General features: G+C 63.0%; 10 protein-coding genes. 3 read left to right on the top strand and 7 right to left on the bottom strand.

The annotated features are described in order from the left end of the window. Positions 1 to 109: 109 nt before the first annotated feature. From V6M61_RS15655 to V6M61_RS15625, 7 genes are all read right to left on the bottom strand, one after another. Positions 110 to 526: an endonuclease domain-containing protein gene (locus tag V6M61_RS15655; RefSeq protein WP_332777508.1), complete on the bottom strand. Its 417-nt coding sequence runs from the start codon at positions 524 to 526 to the stop codon at positions 110 to 112. Positions 527 to 607: 81 nt separating this feature from the next. Beyond that, a complete protein-coding gene (locus V6M61_RS15650; RefSeq protein ID WP_332777507.1) occupies positions 608 to 1,120 on the bottom strand; it encodes a DUF4442 domain-containing protein in 513 nt (170 codons plus the stop codon). Further along, positions 1,120 to 3,534 (bottom strand): 3-hydroxyacyl-CoA dehydrogenase/enoyl-CoA hydratase family protein, encoded by a 2,415-nt coding sequence (locus V6M61_RS15645; protein WP_332777506.1) that lies wholly within the window; start codon positions 3,532 to 3,534, stop codon positions 1,120 to 1,122. Before V6M61_RS15645 ends, V6M61_RS15650 begins: the two co-directional genes overlap by 1 nt. 37 nt (positions 3,535 to 3,571) lie before the next feature. Beyond that, positions 3,572 to 4,003, bottom strand: a complete 432-nt coding sequence (locus tag V6M61_RS15640) for a DUF2147 domain-containing protein (protein ID WP_332777505.1) — start codon at positions 4,001 to 4,003, stop codon at positions 3,572 to 3,574. A gap of 31 nt (positions 4,004 to 4,034) precedes the next feature. Next, on the bottom strand, positions 4,035 to 5,831 hold the full coding sequence (locus V6M61_RS15635; protein ID WP_332777504.1) for an acyl-CoA dehydrogenase C-terminal domain-containing protein: 1,797 nt from the start codon (positions 5,829 to 5,831) through the stop codon (positions 4,035 to 4,037). Between the two features lie 2 nt (positions 5,832 to 5,833). Beyond that, positions 5,834 to 6,589, bottom strand: a complete 756-nt coding sequence (locus tag V6M61_RS15630) for a TetR/AcrR family transcriptional regulator (RefSeq protein WP_332777503.1) — start codon at positions 6,587 to 6,589, stop codon at positions 5,834 to 5,836. Between the two features lie 133 nt (positions 6,590 to 6,722). Further along, positions 6,723 to 7,652 carry a LysR family transcriptional regulator gene (locus tag V6M61_RS15625; RefSeq protein WP_332777502.1) on the bottom strand — a complete coding sequence of 310 codons (930 nt, stop codon included), beginning with the start codon at positions 7,650 to 7,652 and terminating at the stop codon, positions 6,723 to 6,725. Positions 7,653 to 7,794: 142 nt separating this feature from the next. On the opposite strand from V6M61_RS15625, the gene V6M61_RS15620 reads away from it, so the two are divergent. From V6M61_RS15620 to V6M61_RS15610, 3 genes are read left to right on the top strand one after another with little or no spacing between them, the layout of a single operon-like run. Next, positions 7,795 to 8,694, top strand: coding sequence for a 3-hydroxyacyl-CoA dehydrogenase family protein (locus V6M61_RS15620; RefSeq protein ID WP_442957791.1), 900 nt, complete (start codon positions 7,795 to 7,797; stop codon positions 8,692 to 8,694). Between the two features lie 10 nt (positions 8,695 to 8,704). Next, the gene (locus V6M61_RS15615) at positions 8,705 to 9,526 is read left to right on the top strand and encodes a 3-keto-5-aminohexanoate cleavage protein (protein WP_332777500.1); all 822 of its coding nucleotides are present in this window, start codon (positions 8,705 to 8,707) and stop codon (positions 9,524 to 9,526) included. Between the two features lie 23 nt (positions 9,527 to 9,549). Further along, the gene (locus V6M61_RS15610; protein WP_332777499.1) at positions 9,550 to 10,545 is read left to right on the top strand and encodes a Bug family tripartite tricarboxylate transporter substrate binding protein; all 996 of its coding nucleotides are present in this window, start codon (positions 9,550 to 9,552) and stop codon (positions 10,543 to 10,545) included. Positions 10,546 to 10,664: the final 119 nt, after the last annotated feature.

Below are 10,664 nucleotides of genomic sequence, written 5' to 3'. Positions count from 1 at the left end.
ATGGGCGTGCGCGTGGCGGCAACGATGTAGGCTTCCTGGACTTGTTTCATGGGTAGTTCCTTGTTTCTCAATAAGTTGGCTTGGTAGGACAAAGGCTGCTGCCCTCACCCTAACCCTCTCCCGCAAGCGGGAGAGGGGACTGGGTACAGGATTCGGGCCTTTCTTGCTCCCTCGCCCGCTTGCGGGAGAGGGCTGGGGTGAGGGTTTCTGCGGTTTGCAGTATTTGTTCAAGTACCGCATCCAGCTGGTTTAAAACGTCGTTATTCCAGAACCGCAAAGTCTGGAAACCGAGAGCCGCCATATCGCTGCTGCGCTTCTGGTCATAACTGACAGACACACCGTCAGCATGCTGGCCGCCATCCAGCTCGATCACCAGGCCGATTTCAAGGCAGGCGAAATCAGCAAAATACGGTCCAACGGGACGCTGGCGACGGAACTTCAGGTTCAGCATCTGGCGGTCCCTCAACTTCGACCACAACAGCGCCTCGGCGTCGGTCTGCCCCTGGCGAAGCGCTCTTGCCCTCACCCTAGCCCTCTCCCGCACGCGGGAGAGGGAACCTGAATCAGGCTCGCCGGATAAGTTCTTTGTAGTTGTCACGACTGGCTGTCACTTTCGTGGGCCGGACGGAATCCAGGCCCATACAAACTCGCACTCCACCGGATTCACACCGGCCTCGTCAGTCACGGTGACCGCCACATTGACCTCACCCTTGTCGCTGGCCTGCATGGCAGCGCGCTGCTCGTCGCTGAGCGTGGCGACGGCGCGCAGCGATCCGGTGGCGCGCTTTTTGAACGCCATCTTCAGCTCTTTGGCCAGCGGAATGCAGTCATCGCGCACATTCATGCCGACCACCATGCCGGTGGCGGTTTCAGCCAGCAGGTTCATGGCAGAGGCATGCACGCCGCCGATGTGGTTCTGCACTTTCTTCTCGTTCCTGATGCCGATTTCGACACGCCCGGTCGTCATCTCGATGAAGTCCAGCCCTGCCGTGCCGGTAAAAGGCACGGCGCGGCGCAGCACCACACTGCGAAACCAGCCGCGCGCAAAAGCCGGCACGTCGCTCAGGCGATCGAGCTGGCGCGCCAGGCGGTTGGGAGGCATCGTCGTCAAATCAGTCATCAATTCCTCACCGGTTTGCCGGTGCTCATCATGCCCATGATGCGTTCCTGCGTCTTGGGGTGCTCCAGCAGCGAGCAGAAGGCCTTGCGCTCCAGCGTCATCAAATACTCTTCCGTCACCAGGGTGCCGGCATCGACATCGCCGCCGCAGACCACGTTGGCGATCAGGCTGGCGATGTGGAAGTCGTGCGCGCTGATGAAACCACCGTCGCGCATGTTGACCAGCTGGCCCTTGATGGTGGCCAGGCCGTTGCGGCCCACCACCGGGAAGGACCGCTTGTGCGGTGCGCGGTAGCCGGAATTGAACAGGGCGCGGGCTTCGTTGAGCGCCACAAACAGCAGCTCGTCCTTGTGCGGCACGATCACGTCGCTGTCGAGCAGGTAGCCGATCTTGCGGCTTTCGATCGCGCTGGTTCCCACCTTGGCCATGGCCGCGGCGGTAAAGCCTTCGGTCAGGAAGGGCAGCACGTCCTTGTTGGTCGATGCGGCAGCATTCTCGGCAGCACGGCGTGCAATGTAGGCCAGGCCGCCGGCGCCGGGCACCAGGCCCACGCCCACTTCGACGAGGCCGATGTAGCTTTCCATGGCCGCCACGCGCTTGGCCGAATACACCGCCATCTCGCAGCCGCCACCGAGCGCCAGGCCACGGATGGCCGACACCACGGGCACCGCGGCATAACGCAGCTTGAGCATCACGTTCTGCAGTTCGGCCTCGGCGCCTTCAATCGCCTTGGCACCGCCCATCATGAAAGCGGGCAGCATGGCCTGCAGGTCGGCGCCGGCCGAGAACATCTCGTCGTTGGACCAGATCACCAGGCCCTTGTAGCTTTTCTCGGCCAGGTCCACGCCCAGGGCCAGGCCTTCGGCCACGTCGGGGCTGATGGCGTGCATCTTGGTTTTGATGCTGGCGATCAGCACATCATTCTGCTCACCGTCCAGTGTCCAGAGGCGGACGGCGTCGTCTTCGTGCAGCGTCGTGCCTGCGGTCTCAAAGGCCGGCGCGTTGGAACCCAGCACGCTCTCGGGGAAGTGCTGGCGCGCATACACCGGCAGCTTGCGGCGGGCGATGAATTTCTTCGCGGCCGGGCTCCAGGAGCCTTCGGCCGCATGCACACCGCCGGCCTCGACCACCGGGCCGGTGAACACCCAGTCGGGCAACGGCGCTTTGCTCAGGGCCTTGCCGGCGGCAATGTCTTCCTGGATCCAGTTGGCCACCTGCAGCCAGCCGGCCTGTTGCCACAGCTCAAACGGGCCCTGTTTGGCGCCAAAGCCCCAGCGTATGGCAAAGTCGATGTCGCGCGCGGTTTCGGCAATGCTTTCCAGGTGCACGGCGGCATAGTGGAACTGGTCGCGCAAAATCGCCCACAGGAAGCGGGCCTCAGCGCCTTCGGCTTCGCGCAGCAGCTTCAGGCGTTCGCCGGCGGGCTTTTTCAGCATGCGGCCGACCACCTCATTGGCCTTGGCGCCGGCAGGCACGTAGTCCATGCTTTCAGGGTCGAGCCGCAGAATGTCGCGGCCCTGCTTCTTGTAAAAACCGGCGCCGGTCTTCTGGCCCAGGCTCTTGGATTCGAGCAGCTTGGCCAGCACCGGCGGCGTGCCGTAGATGTCCGAGAACGGGTCTTCCACCTTGCCGGGGCCGAGGTTGTCTTGCAGGGTCTTGATGACATGCGCCATGGTGTCCAGACCGACCACATCCGCGGTGCGGAAGGTGCCGGAGCTGGCGCGGCCCAGCTTCTTGCCGGTCAGGTCATCGACCACGTCGTAGCTCAGGCCAAAGGTTTCGGCTTCCTTGATGGTGGCCAGCATGCCGGCGATGCCGACGCGGTTGGCGATGAAGTTGGGCGTGTCGTGCGCGCGGATCACGCCTTTGCCGAGCGCGCTGGTGACAAACGCTTCCAGGTCGTCGAGCACCTTGGGCTCGGTAGTCGGCGTGTTGATCAGCTCGACCAGCGTCATGTAGCGCGGCGGGTTGAAGAAGTGAATGCCGCAGAAGCGCGGTTTGATGGACTCGGGCAAGGCTTCGCTGAGCTTGGTGATGGACAGACCCGAGGTGTTGCTGGCCACGATGGCGCCTTCGGCGACGAAGGGCGCGATCTTGTGGTACAGGTCGGTCTTCCAGTCCATACGCTCGGCAATCGCCTCGATGATGAGGTCGCACTCTTTGAGCACGTCCATGTGTTCTTCGTAGTTGGCGTGCTGGATCAGGGCCGCGTCTTCGGGCACGCCCAAGGGCGCGGGTTTGAGCTTTTTCAGGCCCTCCACCGCCTTGATGACGATGCCGTTCTTCGGGCCTTCCTTGGCCGCCAGGTCGAACAGCACCACCGGCACCTTGACATTGACCAGATGGGCGGCGATTTGCGCACCCATCACGCCTGCGCCCAGGACGGCGACTTTTTTAACTTGGAAACGTGACATGGACTTCTCTCTTCGTGTCGGGTTTGATTTGTCTGGATTACTGAACGCGCACCCAGGTCTGGGTACGCCCGAAGGGCCCGAAGGAGCCGCGCACTTCAAGCCGGGCGCCGCCTTCTAGGGGTGTCAAACGCAAGGTGTAGTTTCTGCCGTTGTCGGGGTCCAGAATCTTGCCGTCTTCCCAAACGTCTTTGCCCTCTGCCTTTTTCGCGCCACGGATGATTTCCAGGCCCAGCTTGGGCTTGTCCTTGCGATCATCCGTGCACGCGGTGCACAGGGGTTCCGGGCTGGCAATGATGGCTCTCTCAATCACCCCGCTCAGCACGCCATGGACATCGGCCTTGATGCGAACCTCGGCCCTGGCCTGGCCGGTTTTGTCATCGATGTTGCGCCACAGGCCCACCGGGGTGCTTTGGGCCAGGGCCGGGAGCGCCATTGCTCCCAAAACAATAGCTGTCAGCGCATGTTTCATAAGGGCTAGCACCTTAAAAGGCTTGAAACCATCAGGCCAGGGCTTCGTCGGTGTCCATCAGCGCCTTCGCGCCGCCGCGTGCCGTGCGCATCAGCGTGGCGGTTTCGGGGAACAGCTTGGCGAAGTAAAAGCGTGCGGTCTGCAGCTTGGCGACATAGAACTTGTCGGGGTTGCCGGCTGCAATTTCGGCCAGCGCGACCTGTGCCATGCGCGCCCAGAAGTAGCCGAACACCAGGTGGCCGGCCACGCGCAGGTAGTCCACCGCGGCGGCGCCCACTTCGTCGGGGTTCTGGAAGCCCTTGAAGCCCAGTTCGGTGGTGAACTTGGTCATCTGGTCGGCCAGGTAGGCCAGCGGGTTGATGAACTCGGCCATCTTCTCGTTGACGCCTTCTTCGGCGATCAGCGCGCCGATCAGTTTGCCGAATTTTTTCAGCGTGGCGCCGTTGTTGCCCAGAACCTTGCGGCCCAGCAAATCCAGCGACTGGACGGTGTTGGTGCCTTCATAAAGCATGTTGATGCGGTTGTCGCGCACGTACTGCTCCATGCCCCATTCCTTGATGAAGCCGTGGCCGCCAAACACCTGCATGCAGGCGTTGGTGGCAATGTGGCCGTTGTCGGTCAGGAAGGCTTTCACGATGGGCGTGAGCAGCGCGACGACCTCGCCCGAGTCCTTGCGCACTTTCTCGTCGGGGTGGTAAAGCTCCTTGTCCAGCAGCATGGTGCAATAAATCGACAGCGCGCGGCCGCCTTCGGCATAGGCTTTGGCGGTCAGCAGCATCTTGCGCACGTCGGGGTGCACGATGATCGGGTCGGCCGGCTTGTCCTTGGCTTTCACGCCCGACAGCGAACGCATCTGGATGCGGTCCTTGGCATAGGCCAGTGCGTTCTGGTAAGCCACTTCGGTCAGGCCCAGCGACTGGTTGCCCACGCCCAGGCGCGCGGCGTTCATCATCACGAACATCGCGGCCAGACCCTTGTTGGGCGCGCCCACCATGGTGCCGACGGCGTCTTCCAGCACCATCTGACAGGTCGAGTTGCCGTGAATGCCCATCTTGTGCTCGATACCGCCGCAGTAAATGCCGTTGCGCGAACCCAGCGAGCCGTCCTTGTTGATATTGAATTTGGGCACGGCGAACAGGCTGATGCCTTTGCTGCCTTGCGGTGCGTCCGGCAGACGCGCCAGCACCAGATGCACGATGTTGCTGGTCATGTCGTGTTCGCCGGCGCTGATGAAAATCTTGTTGCCGGTGATTTTGTACGTGCCGTCAGGCTGGGGCTCGGCCCTGGTGCGCAGCAGGCCCAGGTCGGTGCCGCAGTGGGGCTCGGTCAGGCACATGGTGCCGGTCCATTCGCCGCTGGTGAGCTTGGGCAGGTAGATTTTTTTCTGCTCTTCGGTGCCATGGGCATGCAGCGCTTCATAAGCACCGTGCGACAGGCCCGGGTACATGGTCCAGGCCTGGTTGGCCGAGTTCAGCATTTCATACAAACACTGGTTGACCACGAAGGGCAGGCCCTGGCCGCCGTATTCGGGGTCGCAACTCAGCGCGGCCCAGCCGCCTTCCACGTACTGCGCATAGGCTTCCTTGAAGCCTTTGGGCGGGGTGACTTCATGGGTGATCTTGTCAAGCTTGCAGCCTTCCTGGTCGCCGCTGATATTGAGCGGGAAGGTGACTTCGGTCGCAAACTTGCCGCCCTCTTCAAGCACCGCATTGATGGTGTCGGCGTCGATGTCGGCGTGCTTGGGCAAGGCCTTCAACTCGTCGGTGACCTTGAGCACTTCGTGCATGACGAATTGCATGTCGCGCAGGGGGGGGTTGTACGTGGGCATGGTTAGTCCTTTGAACTTGAAGCAGATTTGGAAGGCAAGGGTTTGAGAGGACTTTTCTTCAGCGAAGCGCTGGTCAGCGTCTGCGCCGCGCTGCGCGCGCTGTCGGTGGCGTAACGATCGAGGATGCTGGCAAACGCCAGCAGGGTACGGTCAATCGAGCCCGGAGTTTTGAGAAAGCGGGCTTCATAGTGCAGCGCCAGGATGAGGCCGTGAATTTCAAACGCCATCTGGCGTTCGTCGGCATCACTGCGCAAATGACCCTCTTCCTTGGCCAGCACCACGGCGCGGCACATCGCGGCCAGCCAGGTCTGCACCGAGGTGGCCAGGGCATCGCGCACCGGACCCGGCCGGTCGTCAAACTCTACCGCGCCACTGATGAAAATACAGCCCGACTGGAGCTCCACCGCAACCCGCTTCATCCAGTTGCCGAACAGGGCCTGAACCCGCGGCAAGCCGCGTGGCTCGGCGAGCGCCGGGTAAAAAACCTCTTCTTCGAAACGGCTGAAATACTCGCGAATCACCGAGATTTGCAGCTCCTCGCGCGAGCCGAAGTGGGCGAACACGCCTGACTTGCTCATGCGCATGACTTCAGCCACCGCGCCTATGCTCAGACCCTCCAGGCCGATCTGCGTGGCCAGGCCCAGCGCTGCGTCGACGATGGCGGCCTTGGTCTGCTGGCCTTTTTGCTGGCTTTTGGGAACCGCCGCGCTCAAGGGCGCGCTGCGAGCGGTTTTGACAGGGAGTTCACTGACGGACATGGCATCCAGACAAAATAAAACGAACGGTCGTTCTATTTTGCAACAATTTCAGCGCCGTCAAGTCCTTCAGTGGAATAAATCCCGATTTATAGGGACAACCATCTAAGGCTGTCTAGGGTTAACCCCAGCAAGATCACCCATGATCAATGGCCGGCCCGCGCAATGTGGTCCGCATCTCCTGACGCAAAAACTCCACCATGGCGGCGCTGGCCGGTGAAAGACTGCGCCCACGCCGTGTGACCAGTCCGATCGGCCGTGGCATGTCAGGGTCCACCAGGCGTCGCTGCACCAGGCCTCGCTGGGGGGCCACTGCAGCAGCAAGCTCGGGCAAAGCGGCCACACCCAGGCCCGCCGCCACCATGGCATTGATGGTGGCCAGATGCTCGACCTCATAGCGCGGGGTAAACCGCACGCGGTGCGCCAGCAGCGCTGCGTCAGCGTACTGGCGCACGCTGGAGGGAAGGGGCATGGAAATATGCGTCAGGGCGGCCACTTCTGACCAGCTCAGCGGCTGCCTGCTGGCCGCCAGAGGGTGGGTCACCGGTACCAGCAGGACAAAACCATCCGATGCCAGTGGCGTGTAGTCCAGATCCGCATAGGCGGGGTTGGCCGCCGTGAGCGCAAACTCCACCTGGCCGGCACGGACCAGATCAAACGCCGGGCCCGACAAGATGTCCACGACTTGCAGCCTGATAGCCGGAAACTGCAGCTCAAACCGCGCAAACGCAACAGGCACCACCGTGGCGGCCAGTGACGGCAAAGCCGCCAGAACCACCTGCCCCACCTGCAGCTCAGCCACATTGCGCACGGCTCGCACGGCTTCGTCGGACTGGTGGCGCAGCAGCCGGACCTGCTCCACAAACACCTGCCCAGCGCCTGTGAGCTGCACACTGCGGGTGGTGCGGTCAAACAGCCGCACGCCCAGCGTCTCTTCCAGCCGCGAGATCAGGCCCGAAACCGCCGGTTGCGACAGATGCACCTGATCCGCCGTGCGGCGAAAGCTCAGGGTTTCGGCCAACGTCAGAAAAACATCCAGCTCGCGGGCAGACCAATTGATAACCATATCTGATTAGTCTATAGAAAAAATCGTTTGGACGAAGTAATCCTGTTTTTCTAGACTACGGGCATCTGAAGGAGACATCGCTTTGACACTGCTACCCGAGCACCCCCGGCACACCCACGCCGTCGTTATAGGCGCAGGCACCATGGGCGCCGACGTGGCCATCGTTCTCGCTCGCGGCGGCTGCCGCGTGACGGTGACTGACCCGCACGCCGACAAGCGGGACCGGCTGGTGACACATGTACAGGCCAGCCTGGAACCGCTCGGCCTGGCCGCCCGCGCCGACCGGGTCCTCGCTGTCGCCGCGCTGCAAGAAGTAGCCTGGAGCGACGCGGCGCTGGTGATTGAGTGCATCCCGGAAAAACTGGCCGCCAAACAAGCGCTGTTTGCGCAACTGGTCCAGCTGGCACCGGCCCACACGCTGCTGGCCAGCAACAGCTCCAGCTTTCCGATCAGCGCCATCGCCCAGGGACTGGCCACGCAGCATCGCATGCTGGGCCTGCACTTTTTCATGCCAGCCCATCTGGTGCCGCTGGTGGAAGTGGTGCTGGGCCCGCAGACAGACCCAGCGCAGGCGGAGCGGCTGTGCAGCTACATGCGCGGCTGCGGCAGCGTGCCCGTGCTGGTGAAGAAGGACAAGCCGGGCTTTCTGGCCAACCGCCTGCAACATGCGCTGGCCCGCGAAGCCTTTGCCATGATTGATGAAGGAATCGCCACGCCGCAAGACGTGGACGCCGCCGTGCGCTTTGGCTTTGGCTTTCGTTACCTGGCCGCCGGCCCCGTGTTGCAACGCGACCATGCCGGGCTGGACGTGCACTGTGCCGCGGCCGCCACCATGTACCCCAGCCTTTCCAACACGGCCGAGCCTGCCCGTGTGCTGCAAGGCCACGTCAGCGCCGGGCGCCTGGGCATGAAAACCGGTGCCGGCTTTTACGACTGGCCTGAAGATCGCCGCCAGGCCGAACGGCTGCGCTACGACCACCTGCTGCAAAAGGGGCTGGCTCTGCTGGCCGATGAATTGCCCCCATTGGACCGAAACCTCTGACAAGCCGCCCATGACCCCGGAATCACTCATCATCACCGTGGCCCCCAACGGCGCCTACAAGCAGGCCGGCGACCACCCCGAAGTCCCGTTGACCGCCGCCAGCCTGGCCACCACGGCCAAAGCCTGCCTGGACGCGGGCGCGGCCATGCTGCACCTGCACATCCGCAACGCACAAGGCCGCCACAGCCTGGACGTGCAGGGCTACCGCGACGCGCTGCAGGCCGTCAAGGCCGCCGTGGGCGATGCCATGGTGCTGCAAATCACCAGCGAAGCCGCCCGCGTTTACCAGGCGCCCGAACAAATCGCCATGGTGCAGGCGCTGCGCCCTGAAGCCGTGTCGGTGGGGCTGCGCGAGATCGACCAGCCGGCCATTGGCGAGGCCGGGCTCGCGGCGTTTTTTGGCTGGCTGGCGCGCGAGCGGGTCATGACGCAAGTGATTCTGTACGACGTGGCCGACCTGCAGCGCTGGCAAAGCCTGCGTGAGCGCGGCATGGTGCCGGAGGCCCCCTGGTTTTTGCTGTTCGTGCTGGGCCGCTACACCGCCGGGCAAACCTCCAGCCCACGCGACCTGGTGCCTTTTGTGCACGCCCACACCGGGCCCGAGCCCTGGGCGGTGTGCGCCTTTGGCGCAACTGAACACGCCTGCGTGACCGCAGCCGCGGCACTGGGCGGCCATGTGCGGGTGGGCTTTGAGAACAACCTCCAGCTTAAAAACAACCAGACCGCACCCGACAACGCCGCGCTGGTGGCGCAGGCCGTTGAAGCGGCCAGCAGCCTTGGCCGCCCGTTGGCCCGTGCACACGACATCCGCCAGCGCTTCGGCGCCGCCTGACATTTACAACATAAGGAGACAACATGAAACGTACCGCTTTTCTGAAACTGACCATGACACTGGGCGCCGCAGCCGCCCTGTCGCTAATAGCGCCGCTGGCCAGCCAGGCACAAGACAGCTATCCCAGTAAAACCATCCGTTTTGTAGTGCCCTACCCGCCCGGTGGCCCGACCGACCTGATGGCCCGCCTGTTGAGTGTCGAGCTGCAAACCCGCCTCGGCGTGACGGTGATCGTCGACAACAAGGGGGGCGCAGGCGGCAACTTGGGCAGCGCCGAAGTGGCCAAGCAAGCCCCGGCCGACGGCCACACGCTGCTGCTGGCCGCCAGCGGGCCGATGGCGGTGAACGCCACGCTGTTTCGCAGCATGCCGTTCAACCCGCTCACCGACCTGGCGCCGGTGATCCAGATTTCATCGTTTCCGCTGGTGCTGGAAGTCAACCCCAAGCTCGGCGTGAAAAGCGTCAAGGAGTTGATTGCCTTGGCTAAAACCAACAAACCCGATTTGAGTTTTGCCTCGGCCGGCAACGGCACACCGCAGCACCTGGCTGGTGAGCTGTTCAACAGCCAGATGGACATCAAGATGGCCCACATTCCGTACAGGGGTGCGGGCCCGGCCCTTAACGACCTGCTGGGCGGCCAGGTGAACGTGATGTTTGACGTTCTGGGCAGTTCGCTGCAGTACATCCAGGCCGGCAAGCTCACGCCGCTGGCCGTGACTTCCGCCAAACGCAGCCCGTCCTTGCCCAACGTGCCCACCATGGCCGAAGCCGGGGTGGCTGGTTACGAGTTCAGCGCCTGGCATGGCATTGCCGTACGCGCCGGCACGCCCACGCCTGTGATCAACAAGCTCAACAGCACCTTGAATGCCATTTTCAAAGAACCCGAATTCCACAAAAAATGGGAGGCGCTGGGCACCCCGGTGGTGGGCGGCACACCCGCCCAGTTCGGCGAACTGATCAAAAAGGAAACCGTGCGCCTGGGCAAGGTGGTCAAGGACTCGGGCGTGACGCTGGACTAGGGCCTGTTCACACTAATATTGAAGGATGCGTTGCGAGTCAAAAAGGCCATGAGCAAGGCGCAAAACGCCGTCGGGGTAGGCCCCCGACAAGGCTTTGCAACGCCGCGCATGGCCTTTTT

It is taken from the genome of Polaromonas sp., from assembly GCF_036676035.1.
Taxonomy (GTDB): domain Bacteria; phylum Pseudomonadota; class Gammaproteobacteria; order Burkholderiales; family Burkholderiaceae_C; genus Polaromonas.
Note: the sequence above shows the minus strand (reverse complement) of the source record. Positions and strands in the feature narration are given on the sequence as shown.

Excerpts from the sequence above, each read along its gene's own strand:
- V6M61_RS15650 (WP_332777507.1), bottom strand. The coding sequence starts at position 1,120 with ATGACTGATTTGACGACGATGCCTCCCAACCGCCTGGCGCGCCAGCTC.
- V6M61_RS15645 (WP_332777506.1), bottom strand. The coding sequence starts at position 3,534 with ATGTCACGTTTCCAAGTTAAAAAAGTCGCCGTCCTGGGCGCAGGCGTG.
- V6M61_RS15640 (WP_332777505.1), bottom strand. The coding sequence starts at position 4,003 with ATGAAACATGCGCTGACAGCTATTGTTTTGGGAGCAATGGCGCTCCCG.
- V6M61_RS15635 (WP_332777504.1), bottom strand. The coding sequence starts at position 5,831 with ATGCCCACGTACAACCCCCCCCTGCGCGACATGCAATTCGTCATGCAC.
- V6M61_RS15630 (WP_332777503.1), bottom strand. The coding sequence starts at position 6,589 with ATGTCCGTCAGTGAACTCCCTGTCAAAACCGCTCGCAGCGCGCCCTTG.
- V6M61_RS15625 (WP_332777502.1), bottom strand. The coding sequence starts at position 7,652 with ATGGTTATCAATTGGTCTGCCCGCGAGCTGGATGTTTTTCTGACGTTG.
- V6M61_RS15620 (WP_442957791.1), top strand. The coding sequence starts at position 7,795 with ATGGGCGCCGACGTGGCCATCGTTCTCGCTCGCGGCGGCTGCCGCGTG.
- V6M61_RS15615 (WP_332777500.1), top strand. The coding sequence starts at position 8,705 with ATGACCCCGGAATCACTCATCATCACCGTGGCCCCCAACGGCGCCTAC.
- V6M61_RS15610 (WP_332777499.1), top strand. The coding sequence starts at position 9,550 with ATGAAACGTACCGCTTTTCTGAAACTGACCATGACACTGGGCGCCGCA.